This window comes from Nocardioides sambongensis (assembly GCF_006494815.1).
GTDB lineage: Bacteria > Actinomycetota > Actinomycetes > Propionibacteriales > Nocardioidaceae > Nocardioides > Nocardioides sambongensis.
On record NZ_CP041091.1, the window covers coordinates 3,939,693 to 3,964,452 of the forward strand.

At 73.0% G+C, this 24,760-nt stretch carries 22 protein-coding genes and 1 pseudogene; 17 read left to right on the forward strand and 6 right to left on the reverse strand.

What is annotated here, in order from left to right; all coding sequences use genetic code 11:
- Positions 1-3 precede the first annotated feature (3 nt).
- From FIV43_RS18345 to FIV43_RS18355, 3 genes are all read right to left on the reverse strand, one after another.
- Positions 4-1,173 carry a DUF5667 domain-containing protein gene (locus FIV43_RS18345; protein WP_141015291.1) on the reverse strand — a complete coding sequence of 390 codons (1,170 nt, stop codon included), beginning with the start codon at positions 1,171-1,173 and terminating at the stop codon, positions 4-6.
- Positions 1,174-1,306: 133 nt separating this feature from the next.
- On the reverse strand, positions 1,307-2,104 hold the full coding sequence (locus FIV43_RS18350; RefSeq protein WP_141015292.1) for a sigma-70 family RNA polymerase sigma factor: 798 nt from the start codon (positions 2,102-2,104) through the stop codon (positions 1,307-1,309).
- Between the two features lie 139 nt (positions 2,105-2,243).
- Positions 2,244-3,128, reverse strand: a complete 885-nt coding sequence (locus tag FIV43_RS18355) for an HAD family hydrolase (protein WP_141015293.1) — start codon at positions 3,126-3,128, stop codon at positions 2,244-2,246.
- Between the two features lie 91 nt (positions 3,129-3,219).
- Here FIV43_RS18355 and FIV43_RS18360 point away from each other — a divergent pair, with 91 nt between their 5' ends.
- The 7 genes and pseudogenes from FIV43_RS18360 to hemB all read left to right on the forward strand — a co-directional run bounded on the left by FIV43_RS18360 (position 3,220) and on the right by hemB (position 11,245).
- Positions 3,220-4,806, forward strand: coding sequence for a class I adenylate-forming enzyme family protein (locus FIV43_RS18360; RefSeq protein WP_141015294.1), 1,587 nt, complete (start codon positions 3,220-3,222; stop codon positions 4,804-4,806).
- Between the two features lie 7 nt (positions 4,807-4,813).
- A complete protein-coding gene (locus FIV43_RS18365; RefSeq protein WP_141015295.1) occupies positions 4,814-5,119 on the forward strand; it encodes a glutaredoxin family protein in 306 nt (101 codons plus the stop codon).
- A 134-nt stretch (positions 5,120-5,253) separates the two neighbouring features.
- Entirely contained in the window at positions 5,254-6,003 is a 750-nt protein-coding gene (locus FIV43_RS18370) for a redox-sensing transcriptional repressor Rex (protein ID WP_141015296.1), read from the forward strand.
- The gene (locus tag FIV43_RS18375; RefSeq protein WP_141015297.1) at positions 6,000-7,322 is read left to right on the forward strand and encodes a glutamyl-tRNA reductase; all 1,323 of its coding nucleotides are present in this window, start codon (positions 6,000-6,002) and stop codon (positions 7,320-7,322) included. Before FIV43_RS18370 ends, FIV43_RS18375 begins: the two co-directional genes overlap by 4 nt.
- The gene (hemC, locus tag FIV43_RS18380; protein ID WP_141015298.1) at positions 7,319-8,368 is read left to right on the forward strand and encodes a hydroxymethylbilane synthase; all 1,050 of its coding nucleotides are present in this window, start codon (positions 7,319-7,321) and stop codon (positions 8,366-8,368) included. Before FIV43_RS18375 ends, hemC begins: the two co-directional genes overlap by 4 nt.
- Positions 8,365-10,037: pseudogene (locus FIV43_RS18385) on the forward strand (uroporphyrinogen-III synthase). Before hemC ends, FIV43_RS18385 begins: the two are co-directional and overlap by 4 nt.
- A 221-nt stretch (positions 10,038-10,258) precedes the next feature.
- Complete coding sequence (hemB, locus tag FIV43_RS18390) at positions 10,259-11,245, forward strand: porphobilinogen synthase (protein ID WP_141015299.1); 987 nt, start codon at positions 10,259-10,261, stop codon at positions 11,243-11,245.
- Positions 11,246-11,368: 123 nt separating this feature from the next.
- Here the strand turns inward: hemB and FIV43_RS18395 are convergent, their stop codons facing one another.
- On the reverse strand, positions 11,369-12,571 hold the full coding sequence (locus tag FIV43_RS18395) for a lytic transglycosylase domain-containing protein (protein WP_231123517.1): 1,203 nt from the start codon (positions 12,569-12,571) through the stop codon (positions 11,369-11,371).
- A gap of 364 nt (positions 12,572-12,935) precedes the next feature.
- Here FIV43_RS18395 and hemL point away from each other — a divergent pair, with 364 nt between their 5' ends.
- From hemL to ccsB, 6 genes are all read left to right on the forward strand, one after another.
- Positions 12,936-14,309 carry a glutamate-1-semialdehyde 2,1-aminomutase gene (gene hemL / locus FIV43_RS18400; RefSeq protein ID WP_231123518.1) on the forward strand — a complete coding sequence of 458 codons (1,374 nt, stop codon included), beginning with the start codon at positions 12,936-12,938 and terminating at the stop codon, positions 14,307-14,309.
- Positions 14,309-15,037: a histidine phosphatase family protein gene (locus tag FIV43_RS18405; protein ID WP_141015301.1), complete on the forward strand. Its 729-nt coding sequence runs from the start codon at positions 14,309-14,311 to the stop codon at positions 15,035-15,037. Before hemL ends, FIV43_RS18405 begins: the two co-directional genes overlap by 1 nt.
- Positions 15,034-15,618 (forward strand): TlpA disulfide reductase family protein, encoded by a 585-nt coding sequence (locus FIV43_RS18410; protein ID WP_141015302.1) that lies wholly within the window; start codon positions 15,034-15,036, stop codon positions 15,616-15,618. Before FIV43_RS18405 ends, FIV43_RS18410 begins: the two co-directional genes overlap by 4 nt.
- The gene (locus FIV43_RS18415; protein ID WP_141015303.1) at positions 15,615-16,379 is read left to right on the forward strand and encodes a cytochrome c biogenesis CcdA family protein; all 765 of its coding nucleotides are present in this window, start codon (positions 15,615-15,617) and stop codon (positions 16,377-16,379) included. The genes FIV43_RS18410 and FIV43_RS18415 overlap by 4 nt, the downstream gene beginning before the upstream one ends.
- A 67-nt stretch (positions 16,380-16,446) precedes the next feature.
- Positions 16,447-18,129, forward strand: a complete 1,683-nt coding sequence (resB, locus tag FIV43_RS18420) for a cytochrome c biogenesis protein ResB (protein ID WP_141015304.1) — start codon at positions 16,447-16,449, stop codon at positions 18,127-18,129.
- Positions 18,126-19,217, forward strand: coding sequence for a c-type cytochrome biogenesis protein CcsB (gene ccsB, locus FIV43_RS18425; protein WP_141015305.1), 1,092 nt, complete (start codon positions 18,126-18,128; stop codon positions 19,215-19,217). The genes resB and ccsB overlap by 4 nt, the downstream gene beginning before the upstream one ends.
- Positions 19,218-19,458: 241 nt before the next feature.
- On the opposite strand, the gene FIV43_RS18430 is transcribed toward ccsB, so the two are convergent.
- A complete protein-coding gene (locus FIV43_RS18430) occupies positions 19,459-19,701 on the reverse strand; it encodes a hypothetical protein (protein WP_141015306.1) in 243 nt (80 codons plus the stop codon).
- A gap of 62 nt (positions 19,702-19,763) precedes the next feature.
- On the opposite strand from FIV43_RS18430, the gene FIV43_RS18435 reads away from it, so the two are divergent.
- On the forward strand, positions 19,764-20,024 hold the full coding sequence (locus FIV43_RS18435) for a DUF4229 domain-containing protein (protein ID WP_141015307.1): 261 nt from the start codon (positions 19,764-19,766) through the stop codon (positions 20,022-20,024).
- 24 nt (positions 20,025-20,048) lie between these two features.
- Here FIV43_RS18435 and FIV43_RS18440 read toward each other — a convergent pair whose 3' ends face one another.
- Positions 20,049-20,933 (reverse strand): 1,4-dihydroxy-2-naphthoate polyprenyltransferase, encoded by an 885-nt coding sequence (locus FIV43_RS18440; RefSeq protein WP_141015308.1) that lies wholly within the window; start codon positions 20,931-20,933, stop codon positions 20,049-20,051.
- Between the two features lie 108 nt (positions 20,934-21,041).
- Between FIV43_RS18440 and FIV43_RS18445 the strand changes: the two genes are divergently transcribed.
- The 3 genes from FIV43_RS18445 to menD are packed head-to-tail and all read left to right on the forward strand — an operon-like array spanning position 21,042 to position 24,735.
- Positions 21,042-22,097, forward strand: a complete 1,056-nt coding sequence (locus FIV43_RS18445) for an AMP-binding protein (RefSeq protein ID WP_231123519.1) — start codon at positions 21,042-21,044, stop codon at positions 22,095-22,097.
- A gap of 11 nt (positions 22,098-22,108) precedes the next feature.
- Positions 22,109-23,059: an o-succinylbenzoate synthase gene (locus FIV43_RS18450; protein ID WP_141016060.1), complete on the forward strand. Its 951-nt coding sequence runs from the start codon at positions 22,109-22,111 to the stop codon at positions 23,057-23,059.
- On the forward strand, positions 23,056-24,735 hold the full coding sequence (menD, locus tag FIV43_RS18455) for a 2-succinyl-5-enolpyruvyl-6-hydroxy-3-cyclohexene-1-carboxylic-acid synthase (RefSeq protein WP_231123520.1): 1,680 nt from the start codon (positions 23,056-23,058) through the stop codon (positions 24,733-24,735). The genes FIV43_RS18450 and menD overlap by 4 nt, the downstream gene beginning before the upstream one ends.
- Positions 24,736-24,760 lie beyond the last annotated feature (25 nt).

Below are 24,760 nucleotides of genomic sequence, written 5' to 3' on the forward strand. Positions count from 1 at the left end.
CGTTCAGCCGCCGAGACCCAGCAGGCCGACGACGCCACCGAGGAGGCCTTTCTCGTTGCCGTCGGCGTCCTTGCCGCCGTCCAGCCCGAGCCCCTTGGTGAGGGAGCGGACGGTGTTGCCGAGCAGGCCGCCGTCCTCGGGGTCCTCGGTGAGCGGGTCGTCCTCGGTCGGCGCGTCCTGGTCGCCCTTCTCACCCTTCTCGCCCTGGTCGGGTTTCTCGCCGCGGGGGGCCTCGGAGCTGCCCGGCCGCGGCTCCTGGGAGGAGCCCGTCCCCGGCGGCCGGATCGTCTTGCCGGCCTCGAGGTCGTCCTCGGTGATCTCGGGGACGTCCGTGAGCTCGGGGTCCTCGACCAGGTCGGCCGGCGGCTGCAGCGAGCGCACGGTGAACTCCGGCAGCTGGATCAGCAGGCTGGAGGCACAGTCCGGGCAGAGGTCGTAGGCGTCGTTGTCGATCCGGGCCAGGTTCTCCGCCGTGGTGATCAGCGTCGGGCGGGCCCCCTCGGGCAGCGAGCCGCTCAGCGCCGTGAGGCGGGTGAGGCTGCGGTCGCTGAAGGAGCGCAGGTCGCTGATCCCGCTCGCGTCGCCGCCACCGTTGTAGTCCTCGAGCGCGAGCCGAGCCGCCTCGCTCGACTGGCTGTCGAACGCTTCGAGGGTGCGGTTGATCGCGTCGGCGTCCGACTCGGCCTGCGCGGCCAGCGCCTCGACCTCGCTGAGCCGCACCTCGGCGTGCTCGAGCAGGGCGTCGGCCTTGTCGGCGTCGCCGGTGGCGAGGTTGGTCTCGGCGTTCTCCATCGCCCGCTTCACGGGGTAGAGCACGTCGCCGGGCAGCGCGCCCTGGGAGGCCATCGCCATCGACCCGGTTGCGGCGACGACGGCGAAACCGCCGAGCGCTGCGGCCAGTCGACGCTCGCCGGCACCGCGGCGTTGGGCCGGCGTGAGGCGGCGGGCGGTGGCGTCGTCCAGGGCCGGGCGCTCCTGGCGCTGCGCGGCGGCCAGCAGCTGGCTGCGCAGGTCGGCGACGAACTCGGGCCGCGCCTCGACCTCGGGGACAGCACGGAGGGCGCCGACGACCTCGAGGAGCTCGTCGTACCGGTCGGCGTCGGCGTGGGTGGCTCGTCCGCTGACCAGTGCGTCGAACTCCTCGGCGCGGCGCGTCTTCGCGGAGCCCATCATGACGCTCGTCCTCGTTGTCCACCGGTGCACGGATCCTGGCAGGCGTCCAACGACGGGCGGCGCCCGGAGGTTACGCGGTCGCCACTGTGACCTGCACCCCTTCGCCGGGAGGCTGCGGCGCCGGGCCGGGCGGTCATCGGATCCCCTCCGGCATCAGCTTGGCGAGGTTGCGCACGCCGCGCAGCTGGAGCTGCTTGATCGCACCGTCGCTGCGGCCCAGGGCCGCCGCGGTCTCGGCGATGCTGAGGCCCTGCAGGAACCGCATCACCAGGCAGTCCCGCTGCTCGTTGGGCAGCTCCTTGAGCGCGTCCAGCAGGATCTCGTTGGTCAGGCTGGCCAGGACCGCCGCCTCCGGGCCCTCGGTGGAGGCGTCGTGCTGTCCCATGTCCTCGGTGGCCATCTCCAACCGGGTGCGGCCGGCCTTGAAGTGGTCGGTGGCCAGGTTGCGCGCGATGGTCATCAACCAGGCGCCGAAGTCCTTGCCCTGCCACCGGAACGAGGACATGTTGCGCAGCGCCCGGAAGAACGTCTCCGAGGTGAGGTCCTCGGCTGTCTGGACGGCGCGCGTGCGGTAGTAGAGGAAGCGGTAGACCGAGGGCTGGTAGTGGTCGTAGAGCAGCCCGAACGCGTCGGCGTCCCCGCCGCGGGCGAGCTCGACGAGCCCGATCAGGCGCTCGCGCTCCTCGGCGCTCTCCTCGGACGAGGCGGCCTGCCCGGTGTCGTCGGGGCGCTGCTCGTCGTCCTCGGGACGGCGGGTGGTCGAACCCGTCGCCTCGGTCTGGAGGCGGTCGCCGGCCAGGTGGGCGCCGGTGCCGGAGGCCATCGCCAGCACTCCGCCGGCCACGCCTGCGGCCGGCCCGGGGGCGAGCGCGGCCAGGACGGCAGCACGCAGCGCATCGAACCCGCGCGCGACGTCCCTCTCCCATGCCATACCAGGACCCCTCCCTCAAGCTCCCAAGTGGGGATCTTACGGTGGAACGCGCCCCGCCGACACCGATCGCACCATATGGGACGTGGTGTCGCACTAGCACCGGGGGCGGTCGGCGCCCGGTGGGGTCGGGTGGCTCGGCTCAGCGACCCAGCCGACGCGCCTGACGCCGTACGACGGAGGCGGTCAGTGCCGCGCCGGCGGCCGCCGACACCCCGATCATCCCCATCCGTGCCGCCTTCCGGCCGGTGCGGTAGTCGTGCACCCGCCACCCGTGCTCACGGGCGTGTGCCCGCAGCTTCGGGTCCGGGTTGATCGCGCACGGGTCGCCCACCATGCTCAGCATCGGCAGGTCGTTCGCGGAGTCCGAGTAGGCAGAGCAGGCGGAGAGGTCCAGACCCTCGCGCTCGGCCAGCGCCTGCACCGCGACCGCCTTGGCTGGCCCGTGCAGCATGTCGCCGACCAGCCGCCCCGTGTAGACCCCGTCCACGTGCTCGGCGACCGTGCCCAGGGCGCCGGTCAGGCCGAGGCGGCGGGCGATCAGGGAGGCGATCTCGATCGGTGCGGCGGTGACCAGCCAGACGCGCTGTCCCTGGTCGAGGTGCATCTGGGCGAGTGCGCGGGTGCCCGGCCAGATCCGGTGTGCCATCGCCTCGTCGAAGATCTCCTCGCCGAGCTCCTCCAGCTCGGTCACGGTGTGGCCGGCGATGAAGGCCAGGGCCGAGTTGCGGGCGTCGGCGACGTGCTCGGGGTCCTCGATGCCGGCCACTCGGAAGTAGGCCTGCTTCCAGGCGGCGCCCAGGATGTCGCGGGTGGTGAAGAAACGGCGGCGGTAGAGGCCACGGGCCAGGTGGAAGATGCTGGCGCCCTGCATCACCGTGTTGTCGACGTCGAAGAAGGCCGCGGCCCGGGGGTCGGGCGGCGTGGTGAGGGCGGTCTCGACCTCCGCGGCCGCTGCCGCCGCCTCGCCGGCCAGGGTGGAGCGCAGCTGGAGGTCGGGACGACGCGAACGGTCCGAGGGCGACATGGCGTCAGCGTAGGCGCCCGGCCGGGATGTGTCCCCGGCTCGGGTCACGGCCTCGCCCACCCGCTTGGCGGCCGGACCGTAGGATCACCCCATGTCTGCGCCAGCAGCCCCGGACGTCGCCGCCCTCGTCGCGGAAGCCGCCGCCGACCTGCCCTCCTCGCTCGCCGTCGTCGAGACCAGCGGCCGCGGAGTCACCTGGTCCGAGCTGGACGCGGAGGTCTCCCGGGTGGCGACCGGGCTGGGCCGCGCCGGCATCGTCGCCGGCCACCGGGTGATGCTGGTCCTCGGCAACCGCCTTGAGTTCGTCACCGGCTACCTCGGTGTGCTGCGGGCCCAGGCGGTCGCGGTGCCGGTCAACCCCGGCTCCTCGGTGCCCGAGCTGTCCCGGATGATCGCCGACTCCGGCGCCCGTCTGGTCATCGCCGACGCAGCGACCGTGGATCTGGTCCGTGCCGCGCTCTCCGCGGAGGCCGCCGGCGACGCGCCCGGGTGCCGGCTGGTGCTCGTCGCGGGCGACGGCGCCGCCGCGGGCCCGACCGAGCTCGACTTCGACGCACTGCGCGACGTCGACCCCGAGCCGGTCCCGCCGCTGCCGGACCCGGAGAAGCTGGCCGTCCTGCTCTACACCAGCGGCACCTCCGGCGAGCCCCGTGCCGCGATGCTCAGCCACCGGGCGCTGCTGGCGAACGTGGCCCAGGTCGCCGCGGTCGAGCCGCCGATGATCCGCGGCGACGACGTGGTGCTCGGGGTGCTCCCGCTGTTCCACGTCTACGGGCTCAACGCAGTGCTCGGCGGGGTGATCAGCCACCGCGCCAAGCTCGTCCTGGCCGACCGGTTCGACCGGGAGGGCACGCTCGACGTGATCGAGGACGAGGCCTGCAGCGTGGTCCCCGTGGCGCCGCCGGTCTTCGCCCACTGGCTCGGCATGGACGCGCTCGCCGAGCGGCTCGGGCCGGTGCGGATGATGCTCTCCGGCTCCGCCCCGCTCTCCGCGGAGACGGTGCAGGCGTTCGAGGCCGCCGGCGAGGTGACCGTGCACCAGGGATACGGCCTGACCGAGGCCTCGCCGGTGGTCACCACCACGCTGCGCTCGGCCACCCCCAAGCCGGGCTCGGTGGGCACTGCGCTGGACGGCATCGACCTGCGGCTCGTCGACGACTGGGGGCGCCCGTTCCCCGAGGACGCGGGTGACGACCCCGGGCAGATCCAGATCCGCGGCGCGAACCTGTTCAGCGGCTACTGGCCGGACGGCTCCGACGGTCCCGACCAGGACGGCTGGTGGTCCACCGGCGACGTCGGGTTCCTGGACTCCGACGGCGACCTCTTCCTGGTGGACCGGGTCAAGGACCTGATCATCGTCTCGGGCTTCAACGTCTATCCGTTCGAGGTGGAGTCGGTGATCGCCGACGCCGCCGGGGTGCGCGCCGCCGCCGTCGTCGGCGCCCCCGAGGAGAGCACCGGTGAGGCGGTCGTCGCCTACGTGGTGCCGGAGGACGCCCACGAGCCGGCCGCGGTGGTGGACGCGGTCACCGCCCGCTGCGCCGAGCAGCTGGCCGGCTTCAAGCAGCCCACCCGGATCGAGATCGTCGACGCCCTGCCGCGGACGGTGACCGGCAAGGTCCGCAAGGGCGTCCTGCGCGGGGTGGCCCGGCGCCACCGGGACCACCTCCTCGGATGAGGACTCGATGAGCGGCGCGCCGCGGGTCACCGTCTACTCCCGACCGGGATGCCACCTCTGCGAGGACGCGATCCAGGTGGTCGCCACGGTCTGCGCCGAGCTGGGGGAGTCCTACCGGGAGGTGTCGATCGAGGGCGACCCCGCGCTCGAGGAGCGCTACGGGCACGAGATCCCGGTGACCCTGGTGGACGGCGCCCAGCACGATTTCTGGCGGGTCGACCCGGGCCGTCTGCGGCGCGCGCTGCGGCCACCGACGCCCCCGCAGGGTGGGCGTTCGCGCGGCTGGCGGCGCGCTCGTCGTACTGAGTCGTAACCGACCCCGCCGTCGTCGGCACAGCCGGCCTGTTCTAGCGTGGATCGGGCGCGAACTCCAATTTTGTTCGCCCGTTCACAAACTCCTACAGTGAATCCGCCGCGCCGGGACCGGTGCGGCTGGAAAGTGGAGCTGTGAGCGCACGGAGTTCGAGCGAAGCCGCCCGGGTGATCCCGGAGGCCACGGTCGCCCGCCTGCCTGTCTACCTGCGGGCGCTGACCGGACTGGCCGAGAGCGGCATCCGGACGTGCTCGAGTGAGGACCTGGCCTCCGCGGCCGGCGTGAACTCCGCCAAGCTCCGCAAGGACCTCTCCTATCTGGGCAGCTACGGCACCCGTGGGGTCGGGTACGACGTGGACTACCTGCGTTACCAGATCGCCCGCGAGATCGGGGTGACCCAGGACTGGCCCGTGGTCATCGTGGGGATCGGAAACCTCGGCCACGCGCTGGCGAACTACTCCGGCTTCCGCAGCCGTGGTTTCCGGGTCGTCGCGCTGCTGGACGCCGATCCGGTGGTGCACGGCAAGAAGGTCGCCGGCATCGAGGTCCGCCCCTTCGACGACCTGGAGGCGATCGTCCGCGACGACGCGGTCGCCATCGGTGTCATCGCCACCCCGGCCGCCGCGGCCCAGGACGTGGCCGACCGGATGGTCGGCGTCGGCATCACCAGCATCCTGAACTTCGCGCCCGGCGTGATCGCGGTGCCCGACGGCGTCGACGTCCGCAAGGTCGACCTCTCCATCGAGCTGCAGATCCTCGCCTACCACGAGCAGCGGAAGGCCGGTGGCGGCGCGGAGCCGCTCGCCGGTGCCGAGCCGATCGCCGGTACGGAGCCGATCGCCGGTACGGAGCCGATCGCCGGCGCGGGCGGAGGTGCGGCATGAGCGTGCTGGTGGTGGGGATCTCCCACAACTCCGCACCCGTCGCGCTGCTGGAGAAGGTCGCCCTCGACGACAGCGGTGTGCAGAAGCTGATCGCCGACGCGGCCAGCGGTGACCACGTCACCGAGGCGACGGTCATCTCGACCTGCAACCGGCTCGAGATCTACACCGAGGTCGACCGGTTCCACGGCAGCATCGAGGAGCTCTCGCGCCTGCTGGTCGAGCGCGCCGGCTCCACCACGGAGGCGATGCTCCCGCACCTCTACGTGCACTACGACGACGGCGCGATCTCGCACCTGTTCAAGGTCGCCGCCGGGATGGACTCGATGGCGCTCGGCGAGGGCCAGATCCTCGGCCAGACCCGGGACGCGCTGCGCCGCGGCCAGGAGCTCGGCACCGTCGGACCCGCCCTGAACGTGCTCTTCCAGCAGGCACTGCGGGTCGGCAAGCGCAGCCGGGCCGAGACCGGCATCGACCAGGTCGCACCCACGCTGGTGACCGCGGCGCTGGCCGAGATCGGCCGCTCGCTGCGCGGGGCGGACCCGGTCGCCGGACGCAACGCCGTGGTGATCGGCGCCGGCGCGATGGCCGGCCTCGCCACCGCCACGCTGCGGCGCCTGGGCGCGGCCCGGATCGCGGTGGTCAACCGTTCCGCCGAGCGCGCCGAGCGCCTCGCCGCCCAGTACGACGGCATCCCGGTCCGCCTGGCCGACCTGCCCGGCACCCTGGCCGACGCCGACGTGGTGATCAGCTGCACCGGCGCGGTCGGCGCGGTGCTCACCGTGGACGTGGTGCGCGCCGCCCGCGGCACCCGCACCGAGCCGCTCGCCGTGGTCGACCTGGCACTGCCCCACGACGTGGACCCGTCGGTCGGCGACCTGCCCGACGTGCACCTGGTCGGCCTGGCCGACCTGGCCACCGTGCTGCTCGGCGACCAGGCCGCCGAGGAGGTGCACGAGGTGCGCCGCATCGTCGGCGAGGAGGTCACCGCCTTCCTCGCCGCCCGCCGTCAGGCCAGCGTCACCCCGACCGTGGTCGCCCTGCGCTCGATGGCGACCTCCGTGGTGGACGCGGAGATGACCCGCCTGGACAGCCGGTTGCCCGAGCTCGACCCCCAGGTGCGCGCCGAGCTCCAGCACACCGTGCGACGTGTCGCCGACAAGCTGCTGCACGAGCCGACCGTGCGGGTCAAGGAGCTCGCCAACGACCAGGGCGCCGTCTCCTACGCCGCCGCGCTGGCCGAGCTCTTCGCCCTCGACCCGGAGGCGGTCGACGCCGTCACCCGTGCGGTCGGGGTCAACGACGAAGGAGGCGACCGATGACCTCCGTCCCTCCGACCGTGCTGCGGATCGGCACCCGGCGCTCCGCGCTGGCCACCACCCAGACCGGCCACGTGGCCACCCTGATCGAGGAGCTGGGCATCGCCACCGAGCTGGTGGAGATCACCACCGACGGCGACCGCTCCCAGGCCGCGGGCACCCCGCTGGCCGGCTCCAGCAGCACCGGCGTCTTCGTCAGTGCGCTGCGCGAGGCCCTGCTGGCCGGCGAGGTCGACGTCGCCGTCCACTCCCTCAAGGACCTGCCCACCGCCCCCGAGCCGGGGATCGCGCTGGTCGCCGTCCCGCCGCGGGAGGACCCGCGCGACGTGGTGGTGGCACGGGACGGACTCACCCTCGGCGAGCTGCCCGTCGGCAGCATCGTCGGCACCGGCTCCCCGCGCCGCGCGGCCCAGCTGCACGCGCTCGGTCTCGGGGTCGAGGTGCGCGGGCTGCGGGGCAACGTGGACACCCGGATCGGGCACGTCACCTCCGGGCGGTACGACGCCGTCGTACTCGCCCGGGCCGGGCTGGCCCGTCTCGGGCGGGCCGGCGAGGCGACCGAGGTGCTCGACCCGCTGCAGATGTTGCCGGCCCCCGGACAGGGTGCGCTGGCGATCGAGTGTCGCGCCTCCGACGGCGCGACCCGTGAGGCGCTCGGCGCCCTGGACGACCCGGTCACCCGGGCCTGCGTCCTGGCCGAGCGCAGCACCCTGGCCACCCTCGAGGGCGGATGCTCCGCCCCGATCGGGGCGCTGGCCGAGGTGGCCGAGGCAGAGGAACCGGGGCGTCACGAACTGTGGCTGCGCGCGATCGTCCTCTCGACCGACGGGGCCCTCTCCATACGGAAGTCCGCTTCCGTGCTCCTGGCGACGGACCCTGACAACTGGCGTCACGACGCCGACGCGCTCGGGCGACGGTTGGCCACCGAGATGCTCGAGGACGGAGCCCACCGCCTGGAGACGCCGCCCGGCGTCGCCCGGCCGGACGATGTTCTCGGGATGCACGACCCGCACACGACCGCACAATCAGCAGAGGTGCATGACGCATGACGCGAGCCACGACAGCCAAGACGGCTGCCCCCGCCGACGCCCCCCAGATCACTCACGCCAGTGTCGCCTTCGTCGGCACCGGGCCGGGTGACCCCGAACTGCTGACAGTCCGCGCCGTCCAACTCATCGCCGATGCGGACGTGATCATCACCGAGGCGCCCGAGCACCACGCTCTGGTCGCCGCGCTGCGCGATGACGTCGTACTCGACGTGGAGGAGGACGAGGAGGCCCCGGCCGGCGGTCCGGAGCTCCACGACGGCGGCTTCGGTGAGGACGGCCAGCCGCTGACCCACGCCGCCCGCGCGAAGGTGGTCGTGAAGCAGGCCAAGCGGGGGCTGCGGGTGGTCCGGCTGCTCGGCGGCGACCCGTTCCTCTACGCCTCGGGCCGGAGGAGGCACAGGCGGTGACCAAGGCGGGGCTGCCGTTCGAGGTCGTCCCGGGCGTCTCCTCGGTCTCCGCGGTCCCCGCCTACGCCGGCATCCCGCTGACCACCAAGGACCAGCGCGAGGTCGCCGTGGTGACCTGCGGCGACAAGGTCGACTGGAAGCGGTACGCCGACGCCCCGACCCTGGTGCTGCTCTCGGCCGTCGGCCAGATCGGCGACATCGCCGAGCAGCTGATCGCGACCGGCCGCTCGCCGCAGACGCCGGTCGCGATGACCCGGGTCGGCACCACCACCGAGCAGCAGACGGTGACCTCCACGCTGGCCAACATCGCCGCCGACGCCCGCTCCGCGCGGATCGCGCCGCCGGCGATCACGGTGGTCGGCAAGGTCGTCGACCTGCGCGAGAAGCTCTCCTGGTTCGAGACCAAGCCGCTCTTCGGCTGGCGGGTCCTGGTGCCGCGCACCAAGGAGCAGTCGGCGTCGCTCTCCACCCGGCTGCGCGGCTTCGGCGCGGTGCCCGAGGAGGTGCCGACCATCTCGGTCGAGCCGCCGCGCAACCCGCAGCAGATGGACAAGGCCGTGCGCGGCCTCGTCGAGGGCCGCTACGAGTGGATCGCGTTCACCTCGGTCAACGCGGTGCGGGCGGTCCGGGAGAAGTTCGAGGAGTACGGCCTCGACGCCCGCGCCTTCTCCGGCCTCAAGATCGCTGCGGTGGGTGACAAGACCGCCGCCGCGATCGCCGACTGGGGTCTGCGCGCCGACCTGGTGCCCACCGACCAGCAGTCCGCCGCCGGCCTGCTCGAGGTCTGGCCCGAGTACGACGAGCAGCTGGACCCGATCAACCGGGTCTTCCTGCCGCGTGCCGACATCGCCACCGAGAACCTGGTCGCCGGACTGATCGACCTGGGCTGGGAGTGCGACGACGTCACCGCCTACCGCACGGTCCGGGCCGCCCCGCCGCCGGCGCCGACGCGGGACGCGATCAAGTCCGGCAAGTTCGACGCGGTGGTCTTCACCTCCTCCTCCACCGTGCGCAACCTGGTCGGCATCGCGGGCAAGCCGCACGCCTCGACGGTGATCGCGACGATCGGTCCCGCCACGGCGAAGACCGCCGAGGAGCACGGCCTGCGGGTCGACGTGATGGCCGACAAGCCCGACGTCGAGGTGCTGGTCGAGTCGCTGGCCGCCTTCGGCGCCGCACGTCGCGCCGCGCTGCTCGAGGCGGGGGAGCCGGTCACCAAGCCGAGCGACCGCAAGCCCTCGGGTCGGCGCCGCAAGGCCTGATCCTCCGCCCTCGGCCCGGCACACGTGGTGACGCGTGAGCCGGGTCGAGGTGTTTTTCGGTGGGCTCGAGGGGGTCGGTGGAGGTGCGGGTTTCACCGGCTGACCGGGGAAACCCGCGGACCTGTCGGCCGAAACCCGCACGACACGCCGATGGCGCACGGCGTGTCGTGCGGGTTTCCCCGGCTGACCGGTGAAACCCGCACCGGTGGGAGGATGAGGACATGAGCGACATCGAGCACCCCGTCGTACGTCCCCGCCGGCTGCGGACCACGCCGGCGATGCGGGAGCTGGTCGCCGAGACCACGTTGACGCCGGCCCAGCTGGTCCTGCCCGTCTTCGTCAGGGAGGGCGCCTCGGAGCCGAGGCCGATCAGCTCGATGCCCGGGGTGGTCCAGCACACCCGCGACAGCCTCCGGCGGGCGGCGTCGGAGGCGGTCCAGGCCGGGCTGAAGGGCATCATGCTGTTCGGGATCCCCGAGACCAAGGACGCGGTCGGCTCCGGCGCCACCGACCCCGAGGGCATCCTCAACGTCGCCATCGCCGACGTGGCCGCCGAGGTTGGGGACAACCTGGTGGTGATGGGCGACCTCTGCCTGGACGAGTTCACCGACCACGGCCACTGCGGAGTGCTCACTCCCGACGGTCGCGTCGACAACGACGCCACACTCCTCCGGTACGCCGAGATGGCCGTGGTGATGGCCGACGCCGGCGTCGACCTGGTCGGCCCCAGCGGGATGATGGACGGTCAGGTCGCGGTGATCCGGGACGCGCTCGACCGGGCCGGGCACACCGACACCGGCATCCTGGCCTACTCCGCGAAATACGCCTCCGCCTTCTACGGCCCGTTCCGGGAGGCGGTCGACAGCAGCCTGAAGGGAGACCGGCGCACCTACCAGCAGGACGGACGCAACGCCCGCGAGGGCGTCGCCGAGGCGCTGCTGGACATCGAGGAGGCGGCGGACCTGGTGATGGTGAAGCCGGCGCTGGCCTACCTGGACGTGATCCGCCGGGTCCGCGAGGCCGTCGACGTGCCGGTGGCGGCGTACAACATCTCGGGGGAGTACGCGATGGTGGAGGCGGCCGCCGAGCGGGGCTGGATCGACCGGGAGCCGGCGATCCTGGAAACGCTGACCTCGATCCGCCGGGCCGGCGCGGACATCATCTTGACCTACTGGGCGACCGAGGCCGCGACGCTGCTGCGCCGCTGACGCTCGGCGCGCACACGGTCCCGCCTCTCGGGTACCGGAGAACCAAGCTAGTCGGATGGTTACGCGCCATCGTGGGATCGCCGAGTTGTAGCGCCCTGGCGTGTCTAAGGCCCCCGCCAGCAACTACTGCTTAAGGCCGTACGAGACCAGACAACCGATGTACTGGAGGGCCTGTGTGAGCTTCGGGAAGGCGGCTTTGCACGCCGTCGCCGCTTCGTTTGGGGCCAGGAGCCCGAGCACGCCGTTGACGAGTCCGCCAAGCCCCTTGTCGAGGTCATCGACTTTCTCCTTGACCTTCTCGCCAACGCTGTCCGGGGCTGCAGGTTCGTTGTCCTTATTGCCGCCGTTTCCGGGACCCTCGTCTCCCGGGTCGCTTCCGGTGTCGCCATCGGAGCCTTTGTCTCCCGGGTCGCTACCCGGGTCGCCACCGGTGTCGCCGTCGTCGCTGCCGCCGCCGGTGTTGGTGTCGGGGTCGTTGAAGACGCCGGGCGCCTCGTCGTCGCTGCTGCTCCCGGTGTCGTCGCCGGGGTTGTAGCTCTGGTCGCCCGGCACGATGTAGCCGGCCGCGGTCGAGTTGTTCGGGACCGAGGTGTAGTCGCCCTCCAGGTAGGCGTCCATGATCCGCAGGACGAGATCGACGTACTCCTCGTTGTTGTTGTAGCGGTAGACGGCGGCGCGCTGGCCCTTCGTGGTGGACAGGTCGTCGGAGCCGGAGCAGAGGTAGACCGACGTGGCGAGGGCGGCGTCGTCGATGTCCTGGGGGTTGCGCTGCCCGTCACCGTCGGCGTCGACGCCGACCACGCCCCAGGTCTGCGGGATGAACTGCATCGGGCCGACCGCGCGGTCCCACCGGGTGTCGTTGTCGTACTGGCCGCCGTCGGTGTCGCTGATCGCCTGCGTCTTGCGCTTGCCGTTGAGCGGGTCGCCGAAGATGCCCGGCTTGGCCAAGCCGTCGTCGTCGAGCACGTTGCCGCCGGTGCGCCCGTGGTTGGACTCGACGCGGCCGATGGCGGCGACCAGCTGCCAGGTCAGCTTGCACGACTCGTCGGCGGAGTTGATCACGCTCTCGGCCCGCTGGTAGGCGGCCAGCGCGGCGGAGGGGATCTGGTTGGTGCTCGCGGCGGTGATGATGCCCGCGCCGTTGCCGTCCTCGAAGCCCTCGACGGAGCCGGGGTTGGACATGCTGGCGGGGTCCTCGAACTCCTCGGCCGGCACGCTGGTGCCGTCGGCCAGGGTGCCGGGTGCGGCGTTGTCGGCGGCCAGCATCGGGCTGGGCCCGCCGATCCCCGCGACACTCGCGGTCCATGCGGTCGACAGCAGAGCCAACGGAACGATGGTGGCGATTCGCTGCGCGCGCCCCAGACGCTTCCTCGACATCGCGTTCTCTCTCCCCTTAGTCCCTGGTGCGACGAACGACCAGGTGGTCCTCACGCCCGACTCGGTGCTGGTCGAGCGCCGTCGCCCGCCTCCCACGGGTGCGACGAGGTTCACAACGAATAGTGACACACGGAGTTACGGGTGTCACAGGACGAAGATCCGTCGATCCGGCCCGTCGGCGTGGTAATGCCGCGTTGACCTGCGGTTTCGCGGGACGTCCGGCGAGGGGTCCGGATCGTGGACAGCGGCCGCGGCGGGGAGGGGCGGGGCGGGCCGATTCCGGGTCCTTGGACCGATCGGCGACAATGAGGCGGTGACGCCCGAGTCTGACCTGCGCCGCGCCCCTGCTCGACCCGTCGCCCGTTCGGAGCGGCTCTTCGCGCGGGGACGCGCGGTCACCCCTGGTGGGGTGAACTCGCCGGTTCGGGCGTTCAACGCGGTCGGGGGGACGCCCCGCTTCGTGGCCAGCGCCGAGGGTCCGTGGCTCACCGACGTCGACGGCAACACCTACGTCGACCTGATCTGCTCCTGGGGCCCGATGCTGCTCGGCCACCAGCACCCCGAGGTGATGGCGGCGATCAACGCGGCGGTCGCCCGCGGCACCTCCTACGGCACCCCGACCGAGGGGGAGGTCGCGCTGGTCGAGGAGATCGTCGCCCGTACGCCGGTCGAGCGGCTGCGCCTGGTCTCCTCCGGCACCGAGGCGACGATGTCGGCGATCCGACTCGCCCGCGGCTTCACCGGCCGCGACCTGGTGGTGAAGTTCGCCGGCTGCTACCACGGCCACGTCGACTCGCTGCTCGCCTCCGCCGGCTCCGGCCTGACCACCTTCGCCATCCCCGGCACCCCCGGCGTCCCGGAGTCCTCGACCGCGCTCACCCTGGTGCTGCCCTACAACGACCCCGCGGCGGTGCGCGCGGCGTTCGCCGAGCACGGCGACCGGATCGCCTGCCTGATCACCGAGGCCGCACCCGGCAACATGGGCGTGGTCCCGCCGACGACCGTGGACGGCGCCGGCTTCAACGCGTTCCTCGCCGAGACCTGCCGCGCCCACGGCGCCCTGTTCATCAGCGACGAGGTGATGACCGGCTTCCGGGTCTCCCGCTCGGGACAGTGGGGCACCGACGGCGCCCACGAGGGCTGGGCCCCGGACCTGATGACGTTCGGCAAGGTGATGGGCGGTGGACTCCCGGCCGCCGCGTTCGGGGGACGCGCGGACGTGATGTCCGCGCTCGCGCCGGACGGGCCGGTCTACCAGGCGGGCACCCTGTCCGGGAACCCGGTGGCGACGGCCGCCGGCCTGGCCACGCTGCAGGCCGCCACCGACGACGTCTACGCCCACCTGGACGCGGTCGCCGACACGTTGCGCGCCGCCGTCGCCGACACCTTCTCCGCGGCCGGACTGCCGCACGTCATCCAGTCGACGGGGTCGATGTTCTCGGTCTTCCTGACCCCCGACGCCGCGCCCGTCACCGACTTCGCCGGGGCGCAGCGCACCGACGTGGCGGCGTACGGCGCGCTGTTCCACAGCATGCTCGACCAGGGGGTGCACCTGCCGCCGTCGGCGTACGAGGCGTGGTTCGTCTCCGCCGCCCACGACGACCGGGCTGTGCAGGTTGTGCTCGACGCGCTGCCCGCGGCCGCCGAGGCGGCGGCGAGGGCCGCCACCACCCCAGGAGAGAACTGATGGCACGACAGGCACGCCCCGGATCGACCCGCAGCGCCACCCCGGACACGTGGGTCCACCTGCTGCGCCACGGCGAGGTGCACAACCCCGACGGCGTCCTCTACGGCCGCCGGGACGGATTCCACCTCTCCGACCGCGGCCGGGCGATGGCGCTGAAGGCCGCCGGGCACCTGGCCGACCGCGACATCACCGTGATCCGCTCCTCGCCGCTGGAGCGGGCGCGGGAGACCGCTGCGCCGCTCGCCGACAAGCTGGGCCTGGAGATCGGGGTCGAGGAGCGGGTGCTGGAGTCCACCAACCGGTTCGAGGGCAAGCGCTTCGCCGGCGGCGAGAACGCGCTGCGCGACCCGCGCACCTGGCGCCACCTCTACAACCCGTTCAAGCCGTCGTGGGGCGAGCCCTACAAGCAGGTCGTGGCGCGGATGCTTGACGCCGTCGAGGACGCCCGCGCGGCCGCCGAGGGGCACGAGGCGGTGCTGGTCTCCCACCAGCTGCCGATCTGGATCACCCGGCTGGCCGTGGAGAAGCGCTCCTTCCTGCACGACCCCCGCAAGCGTCAGTGCACGCTGTGCTCGGTCACCTCGTTCGGGTTCACCAGCCTCGAGATCACCCAGATCACCTATGCCGAGCCGGCCATCGACCTGATCCCGCGCGGTGACGTCGCGGCGCCGTTCTCCGCCGGCGACGCACCCGAGGAGCTCAAGCCGGAGGGGACGCCCCCGGAATGACGTTGCGTGTGCGCGCAGCGGCCGTGCTGGCCGCTGCGCTGGTCCTGACCGGCTGCTCGGACGTGGGCGGCACCGAGGGCGTCGAGTACGTCGCCGGTGACGGCCAGGTCATCGAGGTCGCCGCCGACGACCGCGCCGAGCCGGTCGAGGTCAGCGGCACCACGGTCCAGGACGAGCCGCTCGACCTCGCCGACCTGCGCGGCCAGGTCGTGGTGGTCAACGTGTGGTGGTCCGGCTGCGGGCCCTGCCGGACCGAGATGCCGATGCTGGTGGAGGCCGAGGCGGAGCTCGCCGAGGACCACCCGGACCAGACGGCCTTCGTCGGCATCAACATCCGGGACCTCGCCCCGGAGACCGCGGCGGCCTTCGAGCGCGACCGCGGCGTGGACTACCCCTCCCTCTACGACCCCGGCTCCAAGACGCTCCTCGGCTTCGGGAAGTACGCGCCCTACGCCCCGCCGGCCACCCTCATCCTCGACACCGAGGGACGGGTCGCGGCGCTGATCAACGGTCCGGTCCCCTCCAAGAGCACACTGCTCACCCTCGTCGAGGACCTCCTGCCCGCCGAGGGCGCTGCATGAGCGAGTGGTTCGAGGCCCAGGCGTCGTCCGGGGCGCTGGTGGTCGCCGTACCGGTGGCGCTGGTGGCCGGGATCGTCTCCTTCTTCTCCCCGTGCGTGATCCCGCTGCTCCCCGGCTACCTCTCGTACGCCACCGGACTCTCCGGGGCCGACCTGGCCACGGGCAAGGCTGCGGAGCACCGCGGCCGGATGCTGGCGGGCTCGCTGCTGTTCGTGCTCGGCTTCGCGGTGGTCTTCGTCTTCGCGTTCACCGCCTTCGGCGGGATCGCCGCCCGCTTGCAGCAGTGGCAGGACGTGCTGACCATCGTGCTCGGCGTGCTGCTGATCGTGCTCGGCCTGGTCTTCGCCGGCGCGGTGCCGTGGCTGCAGCGGGAGTGGCGGATCCATGCGATGCCCGGCGTCGGGCTGGCCGCGGCGCCGGTGATCGGCGCGCTCTTCGCGATCGGCTGGACGCCCTGTGTGGGACCGACGCTGGCCGTGATCGCCAACCTCACCTACGCCGAGGGCGGTACGGCGGCGCGCGGGGCGATCCTCGGACTCTGCTACGCGATCGGGCTCGGACTGCCCTTCGTGCTCGCCGCGGTCTTCTACGAGCGGGCGCTGAACGGGTTGAAGTGGGTGCGCCGGCACCAGGTCTGGGTGATGCGGGCCGGCGGCGTGTTCATGATCGCGCTCGGGATCGCGATGGTCACCGGCTGGTGGGACCACCTGACCCAGTGGGTCCAGCTGCAGGTGGTCGACTACGGGGAGACGGTCGTATGAGCACCCCACCACGTTCTTCGCTTCCGCCGCTTCGCTCCTCCAGCGAACAACGCGTCGGGGACCCCGCATGAACACCCCACCGGTGCAGCCGCCGGAATCGGACAAGCCGGACAAGTCGGTCAGGTCGACGAGGTCGAAGAAGGGCTCCGAGCGCCGCGCCGGCGAGCTGAACGCGCGCGAGCTGGCCCGCTGGACCTGGCGCCAGCTCACCTCCATGCGCACCGCGCTGGTGCTGCTGCTCCTGCTGGCGCTCGCCGCGATCCCCGGATCGGTGATCCCCCAGTCCGGCGTGGACGCCCTCGGCGTGACCCGCTGGAAGGAGGAGCACCCGAAGCTCACCCCGATCTACGAGAAGCTCGACCTGTTCTCGGTCTACGACTCGGCCTGGTTCTCCGCGATCTACCTGCTGCTCGTGGTCTCGCTGGTCGGTTGCATCGTGCCGCGTCTCTTCGTCTACTTCCGGGCGATGCGGGCCCAGCCGCCGGCCGCCCCGAAGAACCTCTCCCGGCTGCCCGAGCACACCACCTACCGCACCGACGCCTCGGTCGAGGACGTGCTGGCGAACGCACGCTCGGTGCTCGGTCGACGCCACCGGCTGCGTCGTACCGAGGACGGGGTGGACTTCGTCGCCGCCGAGCGCGGCTACCTGCGCGAGGCCGGCAACCTGCTCTTCCACCTCTCGATCCTGGTCGTGCTCGCCGGCTTCGCCATCGGCGGGCTCTTCGGCTACCAGGGCGGCGTGATCATCGTGCAGGGGTCGACCTTCACCAACAACCTCACCCAGTACGACGACTTCAACCCCGGCGGCCTGTTCAGCACCGACCAGCTCGACGACTTCTGCTTCAGCGTCGACCAGTACGAGGACACCTGGCTGACCGAGGGGCCGCGGGCCGGCATGGCGATCAAGTTCAGCGCCGACCTGACCTACGAGGACGTGTGCGGCTCCGGTGAGGAGAAGGGCTACGACCTCCGGGTCAACCACCCGCTCGGCATCGGCAGCACCGACATCTTCCTGATCGGTCACGGTTACGCGCCGATCATCACGATCACCGACGGCAACGGCGACGTCGCCTACACCGGTCCGACGGTCTTCCTGCCCGAGGACTCGAGCTTCCTCTCCTACGGTGTGGTCAAGGCGCCCGCGGCCAAGCCCGGGCAGATCGGCCTGGAGGGCGTCTTCTACCCGAGCTTCGACATGGTCGACGGCGACCCGGTGACCGTCTTCGGCGACGACCTCAACCCGACCCTGTCGATGCTCGCCTACACCGGCGACCTGGGCCTGGACGACGGCTCGTCGCAGTCGGTCTACGTGCTGGACAAGGACAACGCGGACCTGGTGGAGAAGGACGGCAAGCCGTTCCGTGTCGACCTCCAGCCCGGGGACAGCGTCGAGCTCCCCGACGGCCTGGGCACCGTGGAGTTCGAGAGCGTCGAGCCGTGGGTCCGAGTGCAGATCAGTCAGACCCCCGGCAAGGAGGTCGCTCTCGGCGGCGTCGTGCTGGCCCTGATCGGTCTGTGTGCGTCGCTGTTCATCCGGCCGCGCCGGGTGTGGGTGCGGGCGCGTCCGGCCGGCGCCGCCGAGACCTCCGGCGCGACGCCGGGTGACACCGACCCCGAGGACGGGGTCACAATGGGGGGCACGGTGGTCGAGGTCGCCGTACTGGACCGGTCCGGGAATGCCGATGCGGACGAGGTCCTCTCCGATCTCGTCAAGAAGTTGCAGAAGGGTGCAGGGGTGAGCGAGCTGTGAGCAACGCCGCGTGGGAGACACTGAGCAATCAGGCGATCGGTGCTGCCGGCATCGTCTACTTCATCGCGCTGGTGGTGCACCTGGCCGAGTGGGCCGCGGTGCGCCAGCCCGCGGCGAAGAAGGCCGCCGCCGGTACGACGAGCAGCGGCTCCGCGGGGGCCGCCGGGACGGCCGAGGGGGACACCCTGGTGGCGTCCGCGCCGACCGCCGTCGACGGGACCGACGGGGTGGACGCGCCCGACAGCGAGCGGATCGCCTTCCTCGGACGCCTCGGCGTGCTGCTGACCGCGATCGGCTGCGCGATCCACTTCGTCGCCCTGGTCGGGCGCGGGATGGCCGCGGACCCCAACCGGGTGCCCTGGGGCAACATGTACGAGTTCACCATCTCCGGCACGTTCGTGGTGACCCTGCTCTACCTGGTGCTCTACCGGAAGTTCCGGCTCGGCTGGATGGCGCCGCTGGTGCTGACCTTCACCGTCTCGGTGCTGATGATCGCGGTGATCTGGCTGCACGAGCCGGTCGCCCCGCTCGCGGAGTCGCTCAACTCCTACTGGCTGGTGATCCACGTGGTCTCGGCGGTGATCGCCACCGGCGCGTTCACCCTCGGCGGCATCGCCTCGATCATGTACCTGGTCCGGATGCGGGCCGAGCGGAAGGCAGCGGGACAGCCGCTGACCGGCTGGATGGGACGCGTCCCGTCGCTGCCGGCGCTGGACCGGATCGCCTACCGGGTGCACGCGTTCGCATTCCCGGTGTGGACCTTCGCGGTGCTGATCACCGGGCCGATCTGGGCGCACGAGGCGTGGTCGCGCTACTGGAACTGGGACCCCAAGGAGGTCTGGGCGTTCATCACCTGGGTGGTCTACGCCGGCTACCTGCACGCCCGCGCGACCGCCGGCTGGAAGGGCCGCAACGCCGCCATCCTGGCGCTGGTCGGGATGGCCACCCTGTGGTTCAACTTCATCGGCATCAACTACTTCTCGACCTCCAGCCAGCACTCCTACGCCGGTGAGCGGCCCGCGGTCATCGCCGAGAGGTCACTCCCGGACACGCGAGAGGTCGGTCCGGCCGCCGCGAGTGTCCCCTGAGTTCGAGCTCGCTGAGGTCGAGCTCAGGCGCGGGTCCTGCGAAGACACTCGGTGGGGAATCGGGGACCTCTCGGTGCGGACTCCGCGATCTTTCGGGGAGACCTCAGAGACCCGTCGGCGGGGATTCCGCGACCTCTCGGTGCGGACTCCCTGACCTCTCGGGGAGACCCCAGGGACCCCTCGGCGGGACTTTCCTGACCCCTCGGCGGTGGGGGTGGTGGCCCGGAGAAGGAGGGAAAGGTCAGTCGCCGGGCGGGTCGAGCCGCTTGCGGTCCAGGTCGCGGAGGAAATCCTCGTCATCGTCCGGGGCCACCGGGCGCGGCGGCGGGGACTTCTTGAGCCGCGGGAGACCCGGCGAGCTGGGTCCGCGCCGCCGAGGCGTCGCCGGACGGCCGCCCTGCCCGGGCAGCCCGCGCTCCTGCATCAACCGCACCGCGAGGTACACCGCGAGCGCGACCACGAGGACCACGAGCAAGACCTTCATCCCTCAAGAGTAGGTCGCTTGTGGATGGGGGCGAAGCGCGGCTCCCGACCTACCCTGGAGGGGTGAAGGACTTCTGGATCTACACCGCGCTTCGCTTCGGGCTGTTCCTCGGTGCGTTCGCGATCGTCTTCGGCATCTGGTTCCTCGCCGCCGACTCCGTGCCGGTGGTGTGGGTCATCGTGATCGCGTTCCTGCTCAGCGGGATCGCGTCCTTCGTGCTGCTCAACGAGCAGCGCAACCGCTTCGCCAGGAAGGTCGAGGTGCGCGCCGGCAAGGTCAACGAGCGCTACGAGGCGGCCCGGGCCAAGGAAGACTCCGACTGAGCGATCGGTGAGGCGCCGCCGGCGTCACCGCCCGACGACGAGTCCGAACCCGGTCAGCGCCGCCCACAGCAGCTCGGCCACCCCGACGCTCTGCAGCACCGGGATCAGCGCCGGCCCCTCCGCGCCGCGCAGCACCGTGCGCACCGCTCCACGCGCGGGCAGCCAGAAGAACAAACCGAACAGCGCCCACGGCGTGGTCAGCAGCGCGACGACCACGACCCCGACCACCGCGACCCCGATCAGCGCGACGAAGAAGCGCCGGGTCGCCGCGTCGCCCAGCCGCACCGCCAGGGTGCGCTTGCCGGCGACCAGGTCGGTCGGGATGTCGCGCAGGTTGTTGGCGACCAGGATCGCGCAGGCCAGCGCGCCGATCCCGCACCCGGCGGCCAGGGAGGCCCAACCGGCCGTGCCCCACGCCTCGGTCTGCACGTAGGTGGTGCCGACGACGGCGACCAGGCCGAAGAAGACGAAGACCATCACCTCGCCCAGCCCGAGGTAGCCGTAGGGCTTGGAGCCCCCGGTGTAGAACCAGGCCGCCAGCACGCACAGCACCCCGACCGCGAGCAGCCACCAGGCGGTGGTCGCGGCCAGCACCAGCCCGGCGACGCCGGCGACGCCGAACGAGGCGAAGGCGGCGCGCTTCACGGCGGCCGGTGACACCAGCCCGGAGCCGACCAGGCGCAGCGGACCGACCCGCTCGTCGTCGGTGCCCCGGATGCCGTCGGAGTAGTCGTTGGCGTAGTTCACCCCGACCTGGAGCGCCAGGCTGACCACCAGTGCGAGCACCGCTTTGAACCACACCAGGCTGTCGTCGTACGCCGCGATCGCGGTGCCGGCGAGGACCGGCGCGACGGCGGCCGGGAGGGTGCGGAGGCGGGCGCCGGCGATCCAGTGGGCGGGTGTGGCCATGACCTGGGATTCAAGCAGGCGACCGGGCCGGGGTGCGCGCCAGGGCTCGCCCGGTGATGCCCGGAGCCCCCGGGGTCGTGGCACCGGGGATCGTCTAGCGTCTGTCGCGTGGACTACTTCTCGCCCGCCGGGTCGCCGGTCGAGGTCGAGCGCCAGCTGGCGGCGTGGCTGACGGGTGACGCACCGGCGCGGACCCGCCTGGTGGTGGCCACCTCGGGCTCGACCGGGCGCCCCAAGCAGGTGGTGCTGTCGCGCGACGCCGTGCTCGCCTCGGTCCGCGCGTCGGCCGCCGCGCTCGGCGCGAGCGGCCCGTGGGTGCTGGCGCTGCCCGCCGGCTACGTCGCGGGCGTCCAGGTGATCGCCCGCTCGCTGGTCGCCGGCCACCCCCCGACCCGGTACGACGAGAGCGGCTGGCCGGACGGCTCCGGCTGGTTCACCTCGCTGGTGCCCACCCAGCTGGTCCGGATGCTGCGCTCCGCCGACGACACCGCGGCGCTGGCCCGGGCCCACACGGTGCTGCTCGGCGGCGGCCCGATCGACCCGGGACTGCGTGCCCGGGCCGGCGCCGCGGGGATCCGGGTGGTGGCCACCTACGGTGCGGCGGAGACCGCGGGGGGCTGCGTCTACGACGGTCTCCCGCTGGACGGCGTCGGGCTCGCGCTCGACCCGACCGCCCGGATCCGGATCAGTGGCCCGACCCTCTTCGACGGCTACCGCGACGACCCGGAGCGCACCGCGGAGACCCTGGTCGACGGCTGGTACCTGACCAGCGACGCGGGCCGGATCGACGAGGACGGCCGGCTGCAGGTGCTCGGCCGGATCGACGACATGGTGGTCAGCGGCGGGGTGAACGTGCCGGCGGCGGCCGTCGCCCGCCGGCTGCGCGCCCACCCGGCGCTCGGCAGCGACCGGGCCGAGGTCGAGGTGCTCGGGGTGCCCGACGCCGAGTGGGGGATGCGAGCGGTCGCCTTCATCGCCCCGCACCCGCGGAGCGATGCGCCGCAGCCGGTGCCGCCGCTGGAGGAGCTGCGCGACTGGGTGGCCGCGGCGCACCCGCGGTCGTGGGCGGTGCGGCAGGTCGTCGTACTGGATGCGCTGCCGTTGCTGGGCAACGGGAAGCCGGACCGGCAGGCCCTGCGCGTGCTGGCCGAGGAGGCCCGGTGAGCGGCGGCCGGATGCGGGTGGTCTCGGTGCCGCTGCGCACCCGGTTCCGCGGGATCACGGTGCGCGAGGCCGCGCTGGTCGAGGGGCCCGGGGGATGGGGCGAGTGGAGCCCTTTCCTGGAGTACCCCGCCGCCGTCGCGGAGCCGTGGCTGCGCTGCGCCGAGGAGGCCGCGGCCGCTGACTGGCCCGCGCCGCTGCGCGAACGGGTGCCGGTGAACGTGACCGTGCCGGCCGTCGACGGCGAACGGGCCCAGCAGATCGTGGCCGGCAGCAGCTGCGGCACCGCGAAGGTGAAGGTCGCCGAGCCGGGGCAGCAGCTGGCCGACGACCTGGAGCGGGTGGCCGCCGTCCGCGACGCGCTCGGCCCGCAGGCCCGGATCCGGGTGGACGCCAACGGTGCCTGGGACGTCGACTCCGCGGTCGCCGCGATCGCCGCGCTGGACCGCGCGGCCGGGGGACTGGAGTACGTCGAGCAGCCGACCGCCACCGTCGAGGACCTCGCAGCCGTACGACGCCGGGTCGGCGTCCCGATCGCCGCGGACGAGTCCATCCGGCGGGCCGAGGACCCCTACCGGGTGCGTGACCTCGAGGCCGCCGACATCGCGGTGCTGAAGGTGCAGCCGCTCGGCGGCGTGCGTGCGTGCCTGGAGATCGCCGAGCGGATCGGGCTGCCGGTGGTGGTCTCCTCCGCGTTGGAGACCTCCGTCGGGATCGCCGCGGGGGTGGCGCTGGCGGCCGCGCTCCCCGATCTCCCGCACGCGTGCGGGCTGGCCACGGTCCGGCTGCTCACCGCGGACGTGGTCGGGGACCCGTTGCTGCCGGTCGGCGGGAGCCTGCCGGTGGTCCGCCCGCAGCCGGACCCGGCGCTGGTCGACGCGGTCGCCGCGGCGCCGGAGCGGGTGGCGCACTGGGAGGCCCGGCTGGCCGAGGTGCGCGCGCTGCGCGAGGATCGGTCCTCGTGACCGGCACCCAGGAGCCCGACGGCCCGCCCGCCAGCACGCCCGCCAGCACGCCCGCCGTCCCGATCGCGGCCGCGCTGGCCGCGGCGGTGGTCGACCGGCTGGTGGAGGACCGGGTCACCGAGGTGGTGCTCGCCCCCGGCTCCCGCAACGCGCCGCTCGCCTTCGCCCTGCACGCCGCCGACCGAGCGGGCCGGCTGCGGCTGCACACCCGGATCGACGAGCGCAGCGCCGGCTTCCTCGCCCTGGGGCTGACCCGGGTCGGGGCCCGGGCCGCGGTGGTGACCACGTCGGGCACGGCGGTCGCGAACCTCCACCCTGCCGTGCTCGAGGCGCTGCACGCGGGTCTGCCGTTGGTCGTGGTCTCCGCGGATCGGCCGGCCCGGCTGCGGGGCACCGGTGCCAACCAGACCACCGACCAGGTCGGCATCTTCGGCGGGCCGGTGCCCACCCACGACATCGCCTCCGCGGTCGCGCTGGCGGCGGTGGCCGACGTACCCGACGGTCCGCTGCACCTCAACGTGCAGCTCGATGCGCCGCTGGTGCCCGAGGCGGCGTCGTACCTCGGAGCGGACAGCGGCCCGAACCCCCGACCCGATGGTCCCGAACGGACGGTTCGAGGGGCCCGGAAGGCCGACTCGACAGCCCACCTGCTGGCCCGGGGGCCGCGGACCGTGGTGGTGGCCGGCGACGACGCGGGTCCGCCGGCCCGGGTGCTGGCCGAGTCCGCGGGGTGGCCGCTGCTGGCCGAGCCGACGAGCGGGGCCCGCACCGGGACGCACGCGTTGCGCGCCGGTCGGCTGCTGCTCGGCACCGAGCTCGGTGACCGGATCGAACGGGTGGTGGTCTTCGGCCGCCCGACGCTGTCGCGGCCGGTCACCCGGCTGCTGGAGCGGGTGGACGTGGAGGTGCTGGTCGTGCCGGCCCGTGGGTGGTGGCCGCCGGCGCCCGCAGGCTCCGTCCCGATCGCCGCGCCGCGCTGGGAGGACGAGACCCCCGACGACCCGGCCTGGCTGGCCGCCTGGCTCGATGCGGACCGGACACTGGGGCGGCGGATCGACGCCGCGCTCGCCGGCGAGCCGGCGCTCACCCCCTACGACGTCGCCGCCGCCGTCTTCCGGGCACTGCCCGCCTCCGGGCTGCTCGTGGTCGGCGCCTCCAGCCCGATCCGCGACCTCGACCTGATGGCGCGGCCGGCGCCCGTCGGGGAGCGGCGCCGGGTGATCGCCAACCGGGGCCTCGCCGGCATCGACGGCACCGTCAGCTCCGCGATCGGCTCCGCGCTGGGCCGGCCGCACTCGAGCCGCGCGCTGGCCCTGATGGGGGACCTGACCTTCCTGCACGACCAGAACGGCCTCGTGCTCGGTCCGGACGAGCCGCGCCCCGACCTGACGATCGTGGTACCCAACGACGACGGGGGTGCGATCTTCTCGATGCTGGAGCAGGGGGCGCCGGAGCACGCCGGCGCGTTCGAGCGACTCTTCGGCACCCCGCACGGCGTCGACCTGGCCGCCACCTGCGCGGCGGTCCGGGTCCCGCACCTGCGGGTCACCTCCCGGCCCGAGCTCGAGCAGGCGCTGGCCATGCCCAACGGCGGCATCGAGGTGATCGAGGCCGTGGTCGGCCGCCAGGACCGTCGCGCGCTCGACGCGCGACTGCGGGCGCTCGCTTCGGACTGACCGGAGCCCCGCACCGGCGACGGGG